The organism is Streptomyces sp. NPDC057565 (genome assembly GCF_042801455.1).
Classification (GTDB): Bacteria; Actinomycetota; Actinomycetes; order Streptomycetales; family Streptomycetaceae; genus Streptomyces; species Streptomyces yanii.
Window position 1 is genome coordinate 17,990 of record NZ_JBHVFU010000061.1, and the last position, 18,197, is coordinate 36,186.

At 69.8% G+C, this 18,197-nt stretch carries 19 protein-coding genes; 7 read left to right on the forward strand and 12 right to left on the reverse strand.

All coding sequences use genetic code 11. The features are described 5' to 3' along the window. Window positions 1–49: 49 nt before the first annotated feature. From ACFU8W_RS43720 to ACFU8W_RS43750, 7 genes are all read right to left on the reverse strand, one after another. Complete coding sequence (locus tag ACFU8W_RS43720) at window positions 50–1,042, reverse strand: tetratricopeptide repeat domain-containing protein (protein ID WP_037689618.1); 993 nt, start codon at window positions 1,040–1,042, stop codon at window positions 50–52. A gap of 91 nt (window positions 1,043–1,133) precedes the next feature. After that, window positions 1,134–2,405, reverse strand: a complete 1,272-nt coding sequence (locus ACFU8W_RS43725; protein ID WP_384050258.1) for an HD-GYP domain-containing protein — start codon at window positions 2,403–2,405, stop codon at window positions 1,134–1,136. Further along, complete coding sequence (locus tag ACFU8W_RS43730) at window positions 2,402–3,880, reverse strand: HD-GYP domain-containing protein (RefSeq protein WP_384050261.1); 1,479 nt, start codon at window positions 3,878–3,880, stop codon at window positions 2,402–2,404. The genes ACFU8W_RS43725 and ACFU8W_RS43730 overlap by 4 nt, the downstream gene beginning before the upstream one ends. A 199-nt stretch (window positions 3,881–4,079) precedes the next feature. Next, window positions 4,080–4,391 (reverse strand): mycothiol system anti-sigma-R factor, encoded by a 312-nt coding sequence (gene rsrA / locus ACFU8W_RS43735; protein ID WP_327244436.1) that lies wholly within the window; start codon window positions 4,389–4,391, stop codon window positions 4,080–4,082. After that, window positions 4,388–5,044 (reverse strand): sigma-70 family RNA polymerase sigma factor, encoded by a 657-nt coding sequence (locus ACFU8W_RS43740; protein WP_266990480.1) that lies wholly within the window; start codon window positions 5,042–5,044, stop codon window positions 4,388–4,390. Before ACFU8W_RS43740 ends, rsrA begins: the two co-directional genes overlap by 4 nt. 324 nt (window positions 5,045–5,368) lie before the next feature. Continuing rightward, on the reverse strand, window positions 5,369–6,019 hold the full coding sequence (locus ACFU8W_RS43745) for an alpha/beta family hydrolase (protein ID WP_384050265.1): 651 nt from the start codon (window positions 6,017–6,019) through the stop codon (window positions 5,369–5,371). A gap of 18 nt (window positions 6,020–6,037) precedes the next feature. Beyond that, window positions 6,038–6,853 carry an SOS response-associated peptidase gene (locus ACFU8W_RS43750; RefSeq protein ID WP_345510437.1) on the reverse strand — a complete coding sequence of 272 codons (816 nt, stop codon included), beginning with the start codon at window positions 6,851–6,853 and terminating at the stop codon, window positions 6,038–6,040. A gap of 52 nt (window positions 6,854–6,905) precedes the next feature. Here ACFU8W_RS43750 and ACFU8W_RS43755 point away from each other — a divergent pair, with 52 nt between their 5' ends. The 4 genes from ACFU8W_RS43755 to ACFU8W_RS43770 all read left to right on the forward strand — a co-directional run bounded on the left by ACFU8W_RS43755 (window position 6,906) and on the right by ACFU8W_RS43770 (window position 10,473). Then, window positions 6,906–7,619, forward strand: coding sequence for a M50 family metallopeptidase (locus ACFU8W_RS43755; protein WP_384050268.1), 714 nt, complete (start codon window positions 6,906–6,908; stop codon window positions 7,617–7,619). Between the two features lie 103 nt (window positions 7,620–7,722). Next, window positions 7,723–9,039, forward strand: a complete 1,317-nt coding sequence (gene aroA / locus ACFU8W_RS43760; RefSeq protein WP_384050271.1) for a 3-phosphoshikimate 1-carboxyvinyltransferase — start codon at window positions 7,723–7,725, stop codon at window positions 9,037–9,039. 3 nt (window positions 9,040–9,042) lie between these two features. Continuing rightward, the gene (gene rsgA, locus ACFU8W_RS43765) at window positions 9,043–10,059 is read left to right on the forward strand and encodes a ribosome small subunit-dependent GTPase A (RefSeq protein WP_345510441.1); all 1,017 of its coding nucleotides are present in this window, start codon (window positions 9,043–9,045) and stop codon (window positions 10,057–10,059) included. 90 nt (window positions 10,060–10,149) lie between these two features. After that, window positions 10,150–10,473, forward strand: a complete 324-nt coding sequence (locus ACFU8W_RS43770) for a multidrug efflux SMR transporter (protein ID WP_345510443.1) — start codon at window positions 10,150–10,152, stop codon at window positions 10,471–10,473. 89 nt (window positions 10,474–10,562) lie between these two features. On the opposite strand, the gene ACFU8W_RS43775 is transcribed toward ACFU8W_RS43770, so the two are convergent. Then, entirely contained in the window at window positions 10,563–11,171 is a 609-nt protein-coding gene (locus ACFU8W_RS43775; protein ID WP_384050275.1) for a TetR/AcrR family transcriptional regulator, read from the reverse strand. A 122-nt stretch (window positions 11,172–11,293) separates the two neighbouring features. On the opposite strand from ACFU8W_RS43775, the gene hisN reads away from it, so the two are divergent. Next, window positions 11,294–12,094 carry a histidinol-phosphatase gene (hisN, locus tag ACFU8W_RS43780; RefSeq protein WP_384050278.1) on the forward strand — a complete coding sequence of 267 codons (801 nt, stop codon included), beginning with the start codon at window positions 11,294–11,296 and terminating at the stop codon, window positions 12,092–12,094. 135 nt (window positions 12,095–12,229) lie between these two features. Here hisN and ACFU8W_RS43785 read toward each other — a convergent pair whose 3' ends face one another. The 3 genes from ACFU8W_RS43785 to ACFU8W_RS43795 all read right to left on the reverse strand — a co-directional run bounded on the left by ACFU8W_RS43785 (window position 12,230) and on the right by ACFU8W_RS43795 (window position 14,431). Beyond that, window positions 12,230–12,889: a tyrosine-type recombinase/integrase gene (locus ACFU8W_RS43785; protein WP_384050281.1), complete on the reverse strand. Its 660-nt coding sequence runs from the start codon at window positions 12,887–12,889 to the stop codon at window positions 12,230–12,232. Window positions 12,890–12,995: 106 nt separating this feature from the next. Then, the gene (locus tag ACFU8W_RS43790; protein ID WP_384050284.1) at window positions 12,996–13,559 is read right to left on the reverse strand and encodes a TetR/AcrR family transcriptional regulator; all 564 of its coding nucleotides are present in this window, start codon (window positions 13,557–13,559) and stop codon (window positions 12,996–12,998) included. Window positions 13,560–14,284: 725 nt separating this feature from the next. Further along, window positions 14,285–14,431, reverse strand: coding sequence for a hypothetical protein (locus ACFU8W_RS43795; RefSeq protein WP_384050287.1), 147 nt, complete (start codon window positions 14,429–14,431; stop codon window positions 14,285–14,287). 149 nt (window positions 14,432–14,580) lie between these two features. Here ACFU8W_RS43795 and ACFU8W_RS43800 point away from each other — a divergent pair, with 149 nt between their 5' ends. Beyond that, a complete protein-coding gene (locus ACFU8W_RS43800; protein WP_384050290.1) occupies window positions 14,581–15,807 on the forward strand; it encodes an FAD-dependent monooxygenase in 1,227 nt (408 codons plus the stop codon). A 76-nt stretch (window positions 15,808–15,883) separates the two neighbouring features. Beyond that, window positions 15,884–16,691, forward strand: a protein-coding gene (locus ACFU8W_RS43805; RefSeq protein WP_384050293.1) for an IS5 family transposase whose coding sequence is annotated in 2 segments (ribosomal slippage) — window positions 15,884–16,236 and window positions 16,235–16,691 — 810 coding nt in all. Because the reading frame shifts where the segments join, the coding sequence is not laid out codon by codon here. Between the two features lie 241 nt (window positions 16,692–16,932). Here the strand turns inward: ACFU8W_RS43805 and ACFU8W_RS43810 are convergent. Beyond that, the gene (locus ACFU8W_RS43810) at window positions 16,933–18,168 is read right to left on the reverse strand and encodes a tyrosine-type recombinase/integrase (protein ID WP_384050296.1); all 1,236 of its coding nucleotides are present in this window, start codon (window positions 18,166–18,168) and stop codon (window positions 16,933–16,935) included. Window positions 18,169–18,197: the final 29 nt, after the last annotated feature.

An 18,197-nucleotide genomic window follows, 5' to 3' on the forward strand; every position in this document is an offset into this window, starting at 1 on the left:
GGCTGCCGATCGCGGGGAGTCGCCTGCGGTCGGGCCGCAGACGCACGGCTCAGCAGACTTCTTCGAGATCCCGCCACTCACGGCTGTCCGGGCTGTCCGCCACCCAGCCGTCCAGCAGCCCGCGCACCAGCCCGGCCGGGGCCGCTATCCCGCACTCGCGCTCCGGCACCCACAGGTCTCCGGCGGTGCGATGGCCGAGCGGACCCGGATGGCCGGGCTCGCTGTGGTCGTGCGGGTCGAGATGCTCGCCGTCACCCTCGTCGCTCTCCATCCGGCTCTCGGAACAGGCCCGGCAGAGCAGCCGTACGGATGACGACCAGTCCTCGGCGGCGAACCCGGCATCGGACGCCAGCTGCTCCAGAGCGTCCCGGTCCGCCTCCGTGGCGGCTTCGAGGAGCACCACCCAGGTGGGCACGGGGGACGGCGCCCAGAGCTCGATCTCGTCGAACACGGGGTACGAGGGGCCGGCCGCGGTGACCCGCTCGCCGTGCGGCACCCCGTCGTGCAGGACGACCTCGCCCCAGCGCCGCCCGGAGGAGGGCAGCGGGATCGACAGCACTTCCATCCGGGCCGGATCCAGCCTGCGACCCCAGACGACCTCGGCCTCGCCCTCGGGCGACAGCCGCACGGCCGCGCTGCCCAGCTCCATACCGACCGGCTCGCTGTTGGCCGCCGCGGTGTGCTGGCCGGCGCCGGGCACCTTCAGGCCGTACGCCTGCCAGGCGCGGCGGGCCAGGGGCCAGTCCTGCAGGGCGGTGGCGGCGATCCCGACGTTCCACCAGTCGGGGGCGCCGGACTCCTTGTCGAGGAGCGCGACGGCGCGCAGCCCGGCCGCTCTCGCCTGCTCCCAGTCATGCCGGAATTTGTGCAGCAGCGCCAGGTTGAACCATGACTCGGAGAGCCAGGGTTCCAGGTCCGCCGCCCGTGTCAGCAGTGCGCCCGCGTCCTCGTACCGGCCGTCGCCGATCAGCGTGAACGCGCGGTCCGTGGCCTGCCGCCAAGAGGCGGAGGGCCGATGCCGTACCTTCCCGAAGATCCTCACGATTCCCGCCTGTCCCGACTGGACACCCTCGTCTTGCGCTCTCCTTCGCATCCAACCATGCCTGGCAGGACGCCCGCTCATTACCCATGGGTTACCCAGGTGGGACGGGGGTCAGACCGCCCCGGGCCAGGACCTTGGCAAGCGATTCGACCACCTCCGACTGGTAGTCGTGGGCGGTGCCGAGCCGGAGCCGTTCCAGAGCGCCGAGCGGGCCGCTGAGACCTTCCCCGCAGAGGTCGTCGTATGCGTTGACGGCGCGGACGATCCGGGCGGGCAGCGGCTGCTCGCGGTACGGGTCGGCCTGCCGCTCCACCACGACGGCGATCTCGGAGTCCACGCCGGTCTGCCGGACCACGGCCCCGCCCAGCAGCGCGATCCGGCGCTGCTCCGCGGCGGGCAGCGGGGCGGTCGCCCCGTCGGGCACCGGGTCGACGAGGGAGAGCTGACCGATGTCGTGCATCAGGGCGGCGTACTCCAGCACGGTGAGCTCGGCCCCGGAGAGCCCCAGCTCCCGGCCGACGGCCGTACAGAGGACCGCCACCCTGCGGGCATGCCCGTGGGGGGTGTAGCCGGCGATCTCGGTGGACCGGGCGAGCGAGGCGATGGTCTGCCGGTAGGTGGTGCGTACGGCGACGAACCTGCGGAACGACACCTGGGTCAGCAGCAGGGGCACACAGAGCACGGGCAGCGCCCACAGCCCGGCGACCGCGACCCCGAGCGCCATCACCGCACCGGTCGCACAGACCGCCGAACCGATGCCGAGAAGGGCGCGCAGCTCGTCGCGGAGCAGCGGTCCGTACGGGATGGAGGTGCCTCCCCTGCTCCGGACGCCATGAGGGAGTGCGCCGGAGCGCAGCAGCAGGGCGCCGAGCACGGCGTCGCACAGGGCGGTGAGCCCGAGCAGGACGAGAAGGAAGAGCGCGAAGAACGGTCCGTCGCCGAACCAGTCGGCGGTCCGGCCGGAGTTGTAGAGCGGCTGGAAGCACACGGCGGCGAACGAGACGGTGACGATCCGCCGGGCGAGCTGGTCGGCGGTGGGCCCGCTGCCGCGCGCCACATGGGGCACGGCGGCGACCAGCTGCGCGGCGACGAGAACGGCGATGACCTGGAGGACCCCGTGGGTGGTGGGTTGCCCGCCACTGCGGCCGAGCAGGGCGTACGCGAGCGCGCCGGCGGCCCCGAGCGGCGCGGGCTCCCGCTCCCCGGGCAGCGCACCCCAGCGGGCAAGTTCGCCGACGGTGATGAGCACCCCGAAGGCAAGGGCATGTCCGGGTTCATGAACTCCGTGCCAGAGAGTGTGGGCCAGCCCTCCGAGGGCGAGCACAACGGCACCGCCACGGACGGCAGGGACGGCGCCGGTCACCGGGGACGTTCCGCGGCACCGTCGAGCCCGTCCGCACCGTCGAGCCCGTCGGCATCACCGAGCCCGTCCGGCGGCCGGGGACCAGACGCCTGCCGGACGAACCCGGAGCCCGCACCCGCACCCGCACCCGCACCCGCACCCGCACCCGCACCCGGCAACGGAACTGCCTCGTCCGCCGTCACCGCCACCGACTCCGCGGCCCACCCGCACCGCTCCACCGCCCGCGCCAGCGCCCGCACCATCTGCGGATCGAACTGCGTCCCCGCACAGCGCTTCAGCTCCTCCACCGCCACCGGCACCGACCGTCCCCTGCGGTACGACCGCGTCGACGTCATCGCGTCGAACGCGTCGGCCACCGCGACGACCCGGGCGAACTCGGGAATCTCCCGCCCGCTCAGCCCGTAGGGATATCCGCTGCCGTCGAGCCGCTCGTGATGGTGCAGGATCGCCGCCCGCGCCTCGCCCAGGAAGCCGATGCCCCGGACGATCTCGTGGCCGTACTCCGGGTGCAGCTCGATCACGCGCCGTTCCTCCGGGGTGAGCGGCCCGTCCTTGCGCAGCACCCGCGTCGGCACGCCGAGCTTGCCGACGTCGTGCAGGATCCCGGCGAACCGGAGCACTTCGAGCCGGTCCTCCGCCATGCCCAGCTCCCTGGCGATCAACACGGAGGCCCGCCCGACGCGCTCGCTGTGCCCCCGGGTGTATGTGTCCTTGATGTCGACGGCCTGCACCAGCGCCCGGATGGTGGCGCGGTGCGCGGCCTGCTGGCGGTGGTACTGGGAGAAGACCCAGCAGGAGATGTACATCGGCAGCAGGACGAAGAGCGCCGACAGCGGCCCGTACGAGCTGCGCCACAGCAGGGCCATCATCAGTCCGGCGAGCCCGTGCACCAGGTGTGGTCCGAGCGAGCTCGGCAGAAGCCCGCTCCAGGCCCGCCTGACGGGCAGCCGTTCGGCCGCGGCCAGGATCGAGCCGTCCAGGGCGGTCAGGATGAGGCTGAAGGCCAGCGCGGCGACGCAGGCGGGCAGGACGGCGTACGGGAAGTCGGGCAGCAGCCCGGGGCCGGGCCCGCCGAGCGTGGCGCCGCCGCCGAGCAGGCCGTGGACGGTCGACGCCACCCAGACAGTGATCACCAGCTGGGCCGTGCGCCAGACGCGGCGGGCCGCGACGGGCGCGTTCTCCACCCGGCCGGCGAGTGAGCCGGGGATCGCGACCAGCGCCGCGGCGGCGGGCGGCAGCAGGAACGCCGCCGCGAGCAGCAGCGGAAAGAACGATCCGGCACCGATCGGCACGGAGCTGCCGAAGAACGGGCAGCGCCCGGGAAGTTCACAGGCCAGATAGAGCCCGGTGAGCAGACCGACGGTGCCCCAGGGCACCTCCGTACCGTCGGGCGGCAGCGCGGGCCGCACACAGAGGACAGCGCAGACCACGGCGGCCAGAATGACCGCGCGCGCCGCACCCCCGGTGCCTCTCACCCGCCCTGCCCGCCCCCCAACTAGGTCAATGGAGGCGCCACGCTAGCGAGTTGGGCACTCGATCGAGCACGGTTGAGCCCGATTAGCACGTTCGGGTGAAGGGCACGCGTCGGCGGTGGTGAGAGTGAGGGCGTGCCACGACAGTCGTGGCACGCCCTCGACGTGCGGAAAAGGCCCCCTCCTCAGGGGTGACCGCCGGTCAGTCCGTGGCGGCGGTCGGCAGCTCGGCCACCACGTCCTGGTCCGGCACGGCCTGCCCGGAGCGGATCAGATCGATCCGGCCCATCACCTTGGAGCGCAGGTCGGCCGGCACGTCGTCGTGACCGCAGCAGCGCTTGACCAGCTTCTTCACCGCCTGCTCCAGCCCGTACTTCTCCAGGCAGGGGGAGCACTCCTCGAAGTGCACCTCGAACTTGGTGCAGTCGCTGTCGGGCATCTCATGGTCGAGAAACTCGTAGAGATGATCGAGGACTTCTGAGCAGTCCGTCTCGTGCGGCTCTCCGCAGCTCATGAGCCCGAGCCTTTCCGATCGTCCGACTCTCCGGCGCCGGCCGGGACGAGCCCGCGTTCACGGGCGTAGTCCTCCAGCATGCCGCGCAGTTGGCGGCGGCCCCGGTGCAGTCGGGACATCACCGTACCGATGGGAGTCCCCATGATGTCCGCGATCTCCTTGTAGGCAAAGCCCTCTACATCGGCGAGATAAACCGCGATGCGGAACTCTTCGGGAATCGCCTGCAGCGCGGACTTCACGTCCGAGTCCGGCAGGTGATCGAGCGCCTGCGACTCGGCGGAGCGCAGACCTGTGGACATGTGCGACTCGGCGCGCGCCAGCTGCCAGTCCTCGATCTCCTCGGCGGCACTGCGCTGGGGTTCGCGCTGCTTCTTGCGGTACGAGTTGATGAACGTGTTGGTGAGGATGCGGTACATCCACGCCTTGAGGTTCGTCCCCTCGCGGAACTGGTGGAAGGAGCCGTACGCCTTCGCATACGTCTCCTGAACCAGGTCTTCGGCGTCCGCGGGATTGCGCGTCATGCGCAGCGCGGCCGAGTACATCTGGTCGAGGAAACCGAGGGCGTCCCGCTCGAAGCGCGCATTGCGCTCGGCAGTCGTCTCCTCCGCGCGGCCGTCGTCGGTCCCTGTGTCGGTACCGGTGACCGGACCCACCTCCTCCAACGCTGTGGCGGTTCCGAGACCGGACCCGCTCGAATCGGAGAATAGTCGACCTTGCTTCGACGCGGGCTGTCGTTCCGATCCGCTCCGTGCCCGCCCGGGGGTGGTCTTCGCCGCGTGCAGCACCGTCCACTCCAGGTCAGCGGCGTTCGAGCGGCGCGGGCAGATGGTCGAACCCATGCGACGGACTCCCTCTCCACGTAGGACGTTGATGTACCGATGTCCCCATCAACAGTGGCCCCCGACGCAACATTCCCGAGGTGTGTCGGGTCGCCCGCGGGTGTGATCAGATCCACTCGAAAAATGTACGGGCCTGCGTCACGGGAGTCGGTCCAGCCAGTCCGTCACGGCAGTGGTGAGGAGTTCCATCGCCCGGTCCTCGGTCAGTCCGGACTTCTTCGGTACGGCGAAGCCGTGGTCCCCGTACGGCACCTCGGCGATCTCGTACTCCCCCGGAGGGAATTCGGCCGGCCGACCGAACGGGTCGTGGCCGCCCTGAACGACGAGCGTGGGCACGCCCGCGCCGAGCAGTTCGTCCTTGCGGGACTTCTCCGGTCTGCCCGGCGGGTGCAGCGGGAAACTCAGCGCGAGGACGGCGTGCGCGCCGAGCTCGGCCGCCGTGCGGCAGGCCACCCGCGCGCCTGCGCTGCGTCCGCCGGCGACGACGGGCAGCCCGGGTGCGGTGAGAGCGGGCCACAGGTCGCGCCAGCCGGTGTCCAGGGTCTTCGGGGCGGGCGCGAGCTTCTTCCCGGCGACCCGCCACGGTTGCTCCACCAGGGCGACGGTCACACCGCGTGCGGGCAGTGCGGCGGCCAGTGCCTGGAGGTCGCGGGCCTCGATGCCGCCACCCGCCCCGTGGCTGACGGCGAGCACCAGACGAGGTCTGCGCGCGCGCAGCCAGGTGATCCGGGCAGGCCCGGTGGCGGTGTCGACCGTCTCGGCCGTCGGGGCTGTCTCTCTACGACTCACAGCGCCCATCCTGCCCGGTCAGAAGAGCGTGCCGACCTCCGGCGCGGTCAGTTCCTCCAGGAGCTCGGGCCCGTTGTTGCGGACGTTGCTGACGGTCGTGGCCACCGGGTACGCCCGCATCAGTCCGCCGGGCGGCGGTGCCAGCAGCGCCCGCAGCTCCTCGACGTCGGTGTGCGAGGGGTCAAGCCAGGCGTCCCAGCGGTCCGGGGTCAGCATCAGCGGCATCCGGGGGTGGATGTCGGAGAGCGCGCCCGGGCCCTCGGCGGGGGCGACGGCGAGCGGGGTTGTCTCCGCCTCGGTAGTGATCACGGAGCAGGTCACCCACCAGGCCTGCGGGTGGTCGTCCGGCAGCGTCCGGTCACGCCAGAACTCGTACAGTCCGGCCATCGCGAAGACCGATCCGTCGGCGGGCGTCACGAAGTACGGCTGCTTTCGCGGCCGCTTCTTCTTCCCCTTCTCCTCCAGCTGCCGCTCGTCGGCGCCGGTGACCCACTCGTAGTAGCCGTCGGCGGGCAGGATGCAGCGGCGCGAGACGAAGGGGCGGCGGAAGGACGGCTTCTCGTGGACGGTCTCCGCACGGGCGTTGATCATCCGGGCTCCGCCCTCGGGGGACTTGGCCCATGAGGGGACGAGTCCCCACTTCAGGGCGCGCAGCTGGCGAACCGGGCGTTGATCATCCGCGTCTTTCACGGGACGTTCCAGTACGGCGTAGACCTCTTTGGTCGGCGCCACGTTGTAGTCGGGCTCCAGCGCCTCCGCCGGTTCCCATTTCTCGACGCCGAAGAGTCCGGTGAGATCCTCGGGCCGCCGACTCGCTGCATACCGTCCGCACATAAGTGCCAGACTGCCACGACCCACCGCCACGACCGCAAGGAGCCGCCCCCACATGGACAGCACCGAACTGGGCGATCTGTGGGATCGCGTCTTCGGTACCCAGCCCGCCCCCGAACAGTGGCTGGTGGTCGTGACGGCCACGGTCGCGCTCATCGCCGTCGTACCGAACGTCCTGTGGCGGCTCTCGCGCAACGCGATCACCATCGCCCACGAGGGCGGGCACGGGCTGATCGCCCTGGTCAGCGGGCGCAGGCTGGAAGGCATCCGGCTGCACTCGGACACCAGCGGGCTGACCGTGAGCCGCGGCAGGCCCACCGGCGCCGGCATGATCCTCACCGCGGCGGCGGGGTACACCGCGCCGCCGCTGCTGGGACTCGGCGGCGCCTGGCTGCTCACCGACGGCCGGATCACGCTGCTGCTGTGGGTGTCGACCGCGCTGCTCGCGGTGATGCTGGTGATGATCCGCAATCTGTACGGGGCGCTCACGGTGATCTTCACCGGTGCGGCGTTCCTGCTGGTCTCCTGGCTGGCTTCACCCGCGGTGCAGTCGCTGTTCGGCTACACCGTGGTCTGGTTCCTGCTGCTCGGGGGTGTACGTCCGGCGTTCGAGCTGCAGTCGAAGCGACGGCGCGGCGGGGCGCCGGACTCGGACGCGGACCAGTTGTCCCGGCTCACGGATGTGCCGGCCGTGCTGTGGCTGGGCTTTTTCCATGCGGTGTCGATCTGCTCGCTGATCGGCGGCGGCCGCTGGATGCTCGGCCGCTGAGGGACGACAGCCCGTGGCGGCGCCTACCATGCTTCTATTACGCCCCGGTTTCGGCCGATTTGATCAAGATCCGGGATTGCGGCGAGCCACTAAAGTGAGGTCCATGACCGAAAGTTCCGTGCACCCCGCCCTCTGGCCCGCCCCCCATGCGAGCGGAGCCGTCGACGCGACCGTCGTCGTGCCCGGATCGAAATCGGTCACCAACCGGGCGCTGGTCCTGGCAGCTCTCGCCGCCGAGCCGGGCTGGCTGCGCCGCCCGCTGCGCTCCCGCGACACCTTGCTGATGGCGCAGGCGCTGCGCGCGATGGGCGTCGGCATCGAGGAGGGCGTCGGCCCGGACGGCTCCGGCGAGGCCTGGCGGGTCATTCCGGCCGGGCTGCACGGCCCCACCACGGTCGACGTCGGCAACGCCGGAACGGTGATGCGTTTCCTGCCGCCGGTCGCCGCCCTCGCCGACGGTCCGATCCGCTTCGACGGCGACCCGCGTGCGTACGAGCGGCCGCTGACCGGCGTGATCGACGCGCTGCGGGTGCTCGGCGCCCGGATCGACGACGACGGGCGCGGTGCGCTGCCGATGACCGTGCACGGTGGCGGGGCGCTGGACGGCGGCCCGGTGGCGATCGACGCCTCCTCGTCGTCCCAGTTCGTCTCGGCGCTGCTGCTGTCGGCGCCGCGTTTCAACCAGGGCGTGGAGGTACGCCACACCGGTTCCCGGCTTCCTTCGATGCCGCACATCCGGATGACGGTCGACATGCTGCGGGCCGTCGGCGCCCAGGTCGACGAGCCGGAGACGGGCGGCGAGCCGAATGTCTGGCGGGTGTCCCCGTCCGCCCTGCTCGGCCGCGACCTGACGGTCGAGCCTGACCTTTCCAACGCCCAGCCCTTCCTCGCGGCGGCGCTGGTCACCGGTGGCCGGGTGACGATCCCGGACTGGCCGGAGTACACCACCCAGCCGGGTGACATGCTGCGCGAGATCTTCACCACCATGGGCGGCAGCTGTGAACTGACCGAGCGCGGTCTGACGTTCACCGGATCGGGCCGTATCCACGGCATCGACGTGGATCTCGGCGAGGTCGGCGAACTGACCCCCGGCATCGCTGCGGTCGCGGCCCTCGCCGACTCCCCCTCCACACTGAGCGGTGTCGCACATCTGCGGCTGCACGAGACGGACCGGCTGGCCGCGCTCACCAAGGAGATCAACGAGCTCGGCGGCAACGTCACCGAGACCGCCGACGGGCTGCACATCGAGCCGCGCCCGCTGCACGGCGGTACCTTCCATACGTACGACGACCACCGGATGGCAACCGCCGGGTCGATCATCGGCCTTGCCGTCCCCGGAGTGGAGATCGAGAACGTGGCGACAACCGCCAAGACCCTGCCGGATTTCCCGCAGATGTGGACCCGAATGCTCGGGGCCTGAATCATGCGTCGCTACGGCAAGAACCCCGACGAGGACGACATCCGGTTCCGCCCCAACCCGAAGGGCAACCGGCCTCGTACACATACCCGCCCGAAGCACGAGGACGCCGAGGAAGGCATGGTCCTCACCGTGGACCGCGGCCGCCTGACGTGTCTCGTCGACGGCCGTACGGTCATGGCGATGAAGGCCCGGGAGCTGGGCCGGAAGGCCGCGGTGGTCGGCGACACCGTCTCGATCGTCGGCGATCTGTCCGGCGACAAGGACACCCTCGCGCGCATCGTCCGGATCGGTGAGCGCCGCTCGGTGCTGCGGCGGACGGCGGACGACGACGATCCGTACGAGCGGGTGGTCGTCGCCAATGCCGACCAGCTGGCGATCGTCACCGCGCTGGCGGATCCGGAACCCCGCCCGCGGATGATCGACCGCTGCCTGGTGGCGGCGTACGACGGCGGACTCTCCCCGCTCCTGGTCCTGACCAAGTCCGACCTCGCATCGCCGGACAAGCTCCTGGAGGCGTACACCCCGCTGGGGGTGCCGTACATCGTCACCAGCCGCGAGGAGCTGGAGAACGGCGATGCGGCGGACCGGGTGCGCGAGCAGCTGAACGACCGGGTGACCGCCTTTGTCGGGCATTCCGGTGTCGGGAAGACGACCCTGGTCAACGCCCTCGTGCCGAAGGACCGGCGGCGTACGACGGGTGTGGTCAACGCGGTCACGGGCCGCGGCCGGCACACCACCACCTCGGCGCTCGCGCTGCCGCTGCCCGACGGGCGCGGCTGGGTGGTCGACACCCCCGGAGTGCGCTCCTTCGGGCTGAACCACATCGACCCCTCGCGGGTCATCCACGCGTTCCCCGACCTGGAGCCGGGCACCGAGGACTGTCCCCGCGGTTGCACCCATGACGCCACCCAACCGGAATGCGCGCTGGATGCCTGGGTCGCCGCTGGGCACGCCGATCCGGCACGGCTGGACTCCCTGCACCGGCTGCTGGCCACCCGGGAACGACGCGAAGGCGACTGACCCGGGTACGTTTGCGACCTGCTGCTGACGGTAAGTGCATAATCGCGCTCAGCGGGACGGCGCAGTCACCGACGTGGGAGGGCACTGACGATGGCGTGGCTGCTGGTCGTGGTCGCTGGACTTCTGGAGACCGGCTTCGCCGTCTGTCTGAAGCTGTCCCACGGCTTCACCCGGCTCTGGCCGACCATCGCGTTCTGCGTCTTCGCACTCGGCAGCTTCGGGCTGCTGACGCTCTCCTTGAAGAAGCTCGACGTGGGGCCCGCCTACGCCGTCTGGACGGGCATCGGCGCGGCAGGCACGGCGATCTACGGCATGGTCTTCCTGAACGATGTGGTCTCCACCCTCAAGCTGGTGTCGATCTCGCTGGTGATCCTGGGTGTGATCGGACTGCAGCTGTCGGGCTCGTCCCACTGACAGTGACAGGCGGCGCCGTGCCCCGCCGCTTCCACGGCCGGCACCTCGCCCCGCAGCGCTCGCGCTCCGGGGCGCCGCCGGCCCGCCCGTCACGCCGCGGGCCACCGCTCCACCGCCTCGCGGACCAGCGGAGCCGCGTCCGAGGGGAGGGCGGACGCGGCGACCGCGTACGAGAGCGCGAGCCGCATCGCGATCTCGCAGGTCGTGGCCAGTGCCGCCGGGTCGTGCGGCGAGCGCCCCTCGTCCAGCGCGGCCACCGCGCGAGCGCACACCAGACCGAGCAGTTCGACGGGGGTCGGCGGTCCGGCATCGGCCCGCCGCTGCGCCGGTACGGACGAACCGGTCGGCGCCGCCAGGCGTACGGGACGGGGTAATCGCTCGCTCCAGCAACCCGTGAGCAACGCCCTGACCAGTGCGTTCGTCCGGGCCGCCCGCACTGTCCAGGCAGCGGTCGCTGCGAGTCTGTCCCCCGTGCCGCCGGGCGATCCCAGCGCCCGTTCGACACCGGCGAGATAGCCGTCGGCAGCGCGCCGGACCAGAGCACGGGCCAGGCCGTCCTTGCTGCCGAACTCGTTGTAGAGGGTCTGCCGGGAGACTCCGGCGGCGGACGCGACATCGACCATCCGCACGGTCGGCCAGGGCCGGGTGGTGAGCGCCGAGAGGGCGGCGTCCAGCAATGCTTCGCGCGCTGTCGGCATCGTCGCCTCCCACGCCAGGGACTCTGCGGTTCAGAGTTGACGCGTCACCGGGCACTGTCAAGACTCCGAGCAGCCGCCGGGGCCGTGTAGCCCTGTTCACCTGCGGTCGATACTGTGACGACATGCCCGATTACCACGATGATCTGCGCCTCGCCCACGTGCTGGCGGACGCCGCCGACGCGGCGACGATGGACCGGTTCAAGGCTCTGGACCTCAAGGTCGAGACCAAGCCGGACATGACGCCGGTGAGCGAGGCCGACAAGGCCGCCGAGGAACTGATCCGCGGCCACCTCCATCGGGCACGTCCACGCGATGCGATCCTCGGCGAGGAGTACGGGATCGAGGGCACCGGTCCGCGCCGCTGGGTCGTCGACCCGATCGACGGCACCAAGAACTACGTCCGCGGTGTCCCGGTCTGGGCGACCCTGATCTCACTGATGGAGGCGGGCGAGAACGGGTTCCAGCCGGTGGTCGGTGTCGTGTCGGCGCCCGCGCTGGGCCGCCGCTGGTGGGCGGCGAAGGGCGCGGGGGCGTACTCCGGCCGCAGCCTCACCTCCGCGACCCGGCTGCAGGTCTCGAAGGTCGAGCGGATCGCGGACGCCTCGTTCGCGTACGCCTCGATGACCGGCTGGGAGGAGCAGGGCCGGCTCAACGGCTTCATGGACCTGACCCGGGCCTGCTGGCGCACGCGTGGGTACGGCGACTTCTGGCCGTACATGATGGTCGCCGAGGGCTCCGTCGACATCTGCGCGGAGCCGGAGCTCTCACTCTGGGACATGGCGGCGAACGCGATCATCGTCCAGGAGGCGGGTGGCCGGTTCACCAGCCTGGACGGAGTCTCCGGTCCGGGCGGCGGGAACGCGGCAGCCTCGAACGGCCTGCTCCACCACGAGCTGCTGGGGTACCTCAACCAGCGGTACTGACGCAGCTTGCGGCTTGACCTGCACACTTTCCCCTCCCTCACGCTCCCTGGGCCGTCGTGGGGCCGCCATCGCTCTTCGAGCCGTCCTCGAACGCGCGGTTGACGGCCTCCCGCGTGCGCTTCTCGCTGCCCGGCATCAAGTGCGTGTACGTCCGCAGCGTGAGTGGTGTCCCAGGTACTCCGAAAGGGCCTTGATGCTCTCCCCCGCGTCCAGCAACACGGACGCGTAGAAGTGCCTCAGCGCGTGCATGCCGTTCTCCCGCCCGCGCGGCACCCCGGCCGTGTCGAGAGCGGGACGCCAGGCAACCTTGTTGAAGACCACGCGGTTCACCGCGCGTCCCTCGATGTTGCGGAAGAGCACGGATGCGGTGACCGGAGAGCCCTCGACCGACCGCCATGGCAGAGACACACCCGTCGGAGGCTGCTGCACGCTGTGACGCTCAAGCGACCGCACAACGCTCTCAGGCAACGGGACGGTGCGCGTCTTGCCGCCCGTGGGCAGCGCAAACACCTGCCGTCCGGCAATGAGCTTGACCTGTCGGACAACGTGAACCACGCCCGCGACGAAATCGACGTCGTCAACCGCGAGGCCCAACACTTCGCCCTGTCGCATGCCGCACCCGCCGGCCAGGTCCACCATGGCCCGGTAGCGCTCCGGCAGTTCTGAGCGCACCGCGAGTACGCGTTCAGGCCGCCACGGCACGATCCGGCGAGGTTCCGACTTGGGCGCCTTCACGGACGACGAACGGCACGGGTTGTGCGGGATCAGACGGTCGTCAACAGCCGCCGCCATCATCGCGTTGAGGTTCGCAAAGATGACGCGCTGATAGGCGGGAGCCAGTCCCCCGTCCTGGAGCTTCCGCCGTTCAGGCCCCGCCGCGAGGGCGATTCCCGCAAATTGATCACGACTCGATGCGCGCCCTAAGCGCGAGCCCCTTCGAGACTGGGAGGTGGCCGTGCAGGAGCAGGCTGACGATCTGGTCTACCACCGCCTCGCCCGGCGGTTCCCGGTTCACCGCGGCCAGGTAGACGACGGTTCCGGAGTAGATGTCGACCATCAGCGACGTATCGGTGTCCGGCGGCAACCGACCTTCGAGGCGGGCCCGCTCCAGCAGTTTCACGACCGACGCGCGGCGGGGTTCGATGAGCTCGGCGAAGGCTCCGGTACCGGTGGGATCCTGGATCACATCGGCGAGCAGCGCCGGGAGGATCAGGCACGTGGGCATGGCGGAGACGAGCTCGATGGTGAGCCGGACGGCGGTGCGCAGGTCGGCTTCCAGGTCGCCGGTCTCGTGGATGGGAGGTAGGGGGACTTCCCCGCTGAGGGCCTCGATCACCAGCGCGGCCTTATTCGGCCACCACCGATAGATGGTGGCCTTGCTGACTCCGGCCCGCCGTGCGATGCCTTCGAAGGAAAGCCGCTGATATCCGACCTCGCCGAGTAGGTCCTTAGTGGCTCGGAGCACCGCTTCGTGAGATTCCCGGCGGCGCCGCCGGGAGTCAGGCGCGATGGGGTCGGGCTGGGCGCACTCAGGAGCCAAAGGATTCTGACGGCCGTTCTGCGGCCTGGGAGTAATCACCGCATGCCTCCCTTGTGAGCCACTGGTGCACCCGTTGACTTTGCCCAATAAGTGAGCCTATCTTGACGAAACGGGACGTTCCGTACCGTATCTCCCATTCGTACCCAATAGTAAGATCCCACAAGCCCGCCAGGAAACCGCTACGACGTTGTTCAGCACTTCCGGCGGGTGGATCACCGTACGCCAGACCCGCGCGCAGGATCTGGCGGCACGGGCGTTTCCTGTGCGAGCGCCCGAGATCCCTGTTTCGACCCCCGGAAGGGGCACACGTCATGCGCGCGACTACGACCAAGATGCGGCGCATAGCCGCTGCGGTCTGCACGGCACCCATCCTTGCCATCTCGGCCGGAGCAGGCGCTGCCAGCGCGGCCGCTTTCCCCTCGTCGTCCCACGTCGCCTCTGTTTCCTCTGTTTCCTCTCACGACAGCAGCCGCCATGGGGAAGTCTGCTGCTTCTCGGGTAACGGCTGGGGCTGGGGAGACCGCTGCTTCTCGGGTGACGGCTGGGGCTGGGGTTGGGGACACCGCTGCTTCTCGGGTGACGGCTGGGGCTGGGGTTGGGGAGACCGCGGCCACTCCAATGACGGCTGGGGCTGGGGAGACCGCGGCCACTCAAATGACGGCTGGGGCGGGGGCTTCGACCACGGCTTCCGTGGCGACCACGGCGGCGGCGGCGGTGGCGGCGACAACGGCGGCGGCGGCGACAACGGCCGCGGCGGCGGTGGCGGTGGCGGCGACAACGGCCGCGGCGGTGGGCATGGCTACTGACGCTCCAGCGCAGTGAGTTCTCGATCAACATGCAGCAGTTCCGTGAGTGCTGCATCCGGATGCCCGAACATCTCGGGCATCCGGACCCGTCTGGAGCGGTAGGTCTCCCATCCGACCCGTAGTCGGGGCGGTGTGTAGCGGTGAGGATCGTGTGCGTCGGTGCGGGGCCCGCGGGGTTGTATTTCGCGATCTCGGCCAAGTTGCGCGATGCCGGACACGAGATCACCGTGTTCGACCGTGACCCGCCCGCGGCCACCTACGGCTGGGGTGTCGTGTACTGGGACGACCTGCTGGACGTCCTCTATCGCAACGATCCGGAAAGCGCCCGGGAGGTCAGCGCCAGGTCTGTGCTGTGGCAGGACCAGGAGGTGCGTGTGCACGGCTCGTGCGGCGAGCAGACGGCGTACTTCGGGGGTTACGGATACAGCATGAGCCGATCGGCACTGCTCGACGTCCTGGCTCGGCGTGCATCGCAGCTCGGCGTCGACATCCAGTACGGCCACCACGTTGCGGCTCTCTCGACACTTCCCGAGGCGGACCTTCTCGTTGCCGCCGACGGTGCGCACAGCCGGATTCGGGGACACCACGAAGCATTCGGAACTCGCATTGATGTCGGTCTCAATCCCTACATCTGGCTCGGCACGGACCAGGCGTTCCGCAGTTTCGTGTTCAGCTTCGAGCGGACGTCGGCCGGATGGATCTGGTTTCACGCCTATCCCTCGGTCGCGGGAATCAGCACCTGCATCGTCGAATGCTCACCGCAAACCTGGCACGGTCTGGGACTCGACGTGCTCGCCCCCGACCAGGGAGTGCGACTGCTGGAGGACATCTTCAAACGCGCACTCGACGGCCACCGCCTGCTCAGCCGATCACGGGGTGCACCGGCGCATTGGCAGCGCTTCGCGCACGTGACCAACAAGACCTGGTACCACGGTACGACGGTGCTCGTCGGCGACGCTGCACACACCACCCACTTCACGTTGGGGTCGGGCACCAGACTGGCGATCATCGACGGGATCGTCCTGGCACACAGCCTGAGCGAATACCTTCACGTGGAGGACGCGCTACGGGAGTACGACCGCCATCGCCGCGCGGAACTCCACCCGGTGCAGGCGGCCGCGCGTACGAGCATGGCGTGGTTCGAGCACCTGGACCAGTACATCGACCGCGATGCTGTCGCGTTCGCGCACGCCATGTCGGTACGCCACGGTGGCCAGAACCCCTGGCACTACCAGCTCCACCTTGCCACCCAAATCGCTACCGTACGCACGGCACGGCGCGCCTTCGCTACTGGCCGACGCTGGTACCTAGCCCGCCGGCGAGGCGAAGGGAAATACAACCAGTCACGTCAGACCACTGGCCCTTGATGCATAACTGATCGTTTCAGAATGAGATCGGTGTGCTGGCTTGGCAGTTGAGTGTTGCGTCGGCAGGATCTGCCGGGTGTCTGCTGATCTCGTGCCTGATGACCTGTGGGAACGCATAGCCCCGCTGCTGCCTCCTCGTCCGCCTCGCCGGCATCGGTATCCCGGGCGGTTGCCGGTGGATGACCGTGCTGCCCTGCGGGGCATTGTTTACGTGCTGTGCAAGAGCGTGAGCTGGCGGGACGTACCCACGGAACGGGTCGGGTGCAGTGGAGTGACGGCCTGGCGGCGTCTGCGGGACTGGACCGAGGCCGGAGTCTGGCCCCGCCTGCACGAGGTGCTGCTGGCCGAACTGCGTGCGGCCAGCCTGCTGGAGATGGACGACGCTGCGATCGACGGCTCACATGTCCGGGCGCTCAAAGGGGGCTCACACCGGACCTTCGCCGGTCGACCGGGCCCGGCCCGGCAGCAAGCACCACCTGATCGTCGACCGGCACGGAACCCCGCTCGCCGTCTCTCTGACCAGCGGAAACCGTCACGACGTCACCCAACTCATGCCGCTGCTGGACGCCATACCCCGCATCCGCGGACTGCGCGGCCGGCCCCGGCACCGGCCCCGGCGACTGTTCGCCGACCGCGGCTACGACTTCGACAAATACCGGCGCCTCGTCCGGGCTCGCGGGATCACACCCAAGATCGCCCGCCGCGGTACCCCGCACGGCTCCGGCCTGGGCAAGACCCAGTGGGTCGTCGAGCGCACCTTCGCCTGGCTCCACCAGTTCAAACGACTCCGCACCTGCTACGAGATACGCGCAGACCTCCACCTCGGACTGCTCCAACTCGCCTGCAGCATCATCTGTTTGAGACGACTCCGGACCTCATTCTGAAATGATCAGTAAGACGTCGTTACCTTTGGTAGCTGTCCCGGGGTGAGCGTGATGGTGGGGTGCCGTTGCGGCAGTCTGCTCGTGTGGACGATCTCGTTGGTACGCAGGCCCCGGGCCCGGCGCCGGGTGCCGAGGCGGGCTGGGTCCAAGACACCCACGAAGAAAGTTGGGCTTGGCGGTTCAATACCAGCGCAGCGCTACTGACGTAGCTTGCGGCTTGACCTGCACACTTTCCCCTCTCTCACGCTCCCTGGGCCGTCGTGGGGCCGTCATCGCTCTTCGAGCCGTCCTCGAACGCGCGGTTGACGGCCTCCCGCGTGCGCTTCTCGCTGCTCGGCATCAAGTGCGTGTACGTCCGCAGTGTGAAGCCGGGATCGTGGTGTCCCAGGTACTCCGACAGGGCCTTGATGCTCTCCCCCGCGTCCAGCAGCACCGACGCGTAGAAGTGCCTCAGCGCGTGCATGCCGTTCTCCCGCCCGCGCGGCACCCCGGCCGTGTCGAGAGCCGGACGCCAGGCAACCTTGTTGAAGACCACGCGGTTCACCGCGCGTCCCTCGATGTTGCGGAAGAGCACGGATGCGGTGACCGGAGAGCCCTCGACCGACCGCCATGGCAGAGACACACCCGTCGGAGGCTGCTGCGCGACGTGACGCTCAAGCGACCGCGCGACACTCTCAGGCAACGGGACGGTGCGAGTCTTGCCGCCCTTGGGCAGCGCGAACACCTGCCGTCCGGCAATGAGCTTGACCTGTCGGACAACGTGAACCACGCCTGCGGCGAAGTCGACGTCGTCAACCGCGAGGCCCAGCACTTCGCCCTGTCGCATGCCGCACCCGCCGGCCAGGTCCACCATGGCGCGGTAGCGCTCTGGCAGTGCTGAGCGCACCGCGAGTACGCGTTCAGGCTGCCACGGCACGATCCGGCGAGGTTCCGACTTGGGCGCCTTCACGGACGACGAACGGCACGGGTTGTGCGGGATCAGGCGGTCGTCGACAGCAGCCGCCATCATCGCGTTGAGGTTCGCGAAGATGACGCGCTGATAGGAGGGAGCCAGTCCCCCGTCCTGGAGTTCCCGCAGCCACTCACGGACGTGGATCGGCCGCAGCGAGTCGAGCGAGCGGGTACCCAGATGCGGTAGGACGTGCAGTCGAATGCGCTGCTCGGTGCTCACGAAGGTGCCAGGGTCCATGGTGAGTGAGGCCAGCCACCGTTCGGCGTGCTGCCGCACGGTGAGACGGCCGGCGCGTGGATCGATGTACTGCCCACGCGCCATGTCGGCCTCGATCCCGGACAGCCACTTCTCGGCGAGGCGCTTCTGTCCGTCGGGGAAGCTCTTGGATTTCTCGGTTCCGTCGGGGCCGACGTAACGGGCCCGGTAGCGCAGGCCGGATCCGTGGCGGTCGGACTTGGCCTTGGTGGTCTTGCCGTCGAGGACGATGCTGCTCTTGTACCAGCGGTCTTGGATGTGGCCTGCCATGGGGCGGCAATCCCTTCTCGGAAATGAGC

Excerpts from the sequence above, each read along its gene's own strand:
- ACFU8W_RS43795 (WP_384050287.1), bottom strand. The coding sequence starts at position 14,431 with ATGCCCACCGCCGCGGCCGTTGTCGCCGCCACCGCCACCGCCGCCGCG.
- rsrA (WP_327244436.1), bottom strand. The coding sequence starts at position 4,391 with ATGAGCTGCGGAGAGCCGCACGAGACGGACTGCTCAGAAGTCCTCGAT.
- ACFU8W_RS43785 (WP_384050281.1), bottom strand. The coding sequence starts at position 12,889 with ATGATGGCGGCGGCTGTTGACGACCGTCTGATCCCGCACAACCCGTGC.
- ACFU8W_RS43775 (WP_384050275.1), bottom strand. The coding sequence starts at position 11,171 with ATGCCGACAGCGCGCGAAGCATTGCTGGACGCCGCCCTCTCGGCGCTC.
- ACFU8W_RS43810 (WP_384050296.1), bottom strand. The coding sequence starts at position 18,168 with ATGGCAGGCCACATCCAAGACCGCTGGTACAAGAGCAGCATCGTCCTC.
- ACFU8W_RS43755 (WP_384050268.1), top strand. The coding sequence starts at position 6,906 with ATGGACAGCACCGAACTGGGCGATCTGTGGGATCGCGTCTTCGGTACC.
- hisN (WP_384050278.1), top strand. The coding sequence starts at position 11,294 with ATGCCCGATTACCACGATGATCTGCGCCTCGCCCACGTGCTGGCGGAC.
- ACFU8W_RS43770 (WP_345510443.1), top strand. The coding sequence starts at position 10,150 with ATGGCGTGGCTGCTGGTCGTGGTCGCTGGACTTCTGGAGACCGGCTTC.
- rsgA (WP_345510441.1), top strand. The coding sequence starts at position 9,043 with ATGCGTCGCTACGGCAAGAACCCCGACGAGGACGACATCCGGTTCCGC.
- ACFU8W_RS43750 (WP_345510437.1), bottom strand. The coding sequence starts at position 6,853 with ATGTGCGGACGGTATGCAGCGAGTCGGCGGCCCGAGGATCTCACCGGA.
- aroA (WP_384050271.1), top strand. The coding sequence starts at position 7,723 with ATGACCGAAAGTTCCGTGCACCCCGCCCTCTGGCCCGCCCCCCATGCG.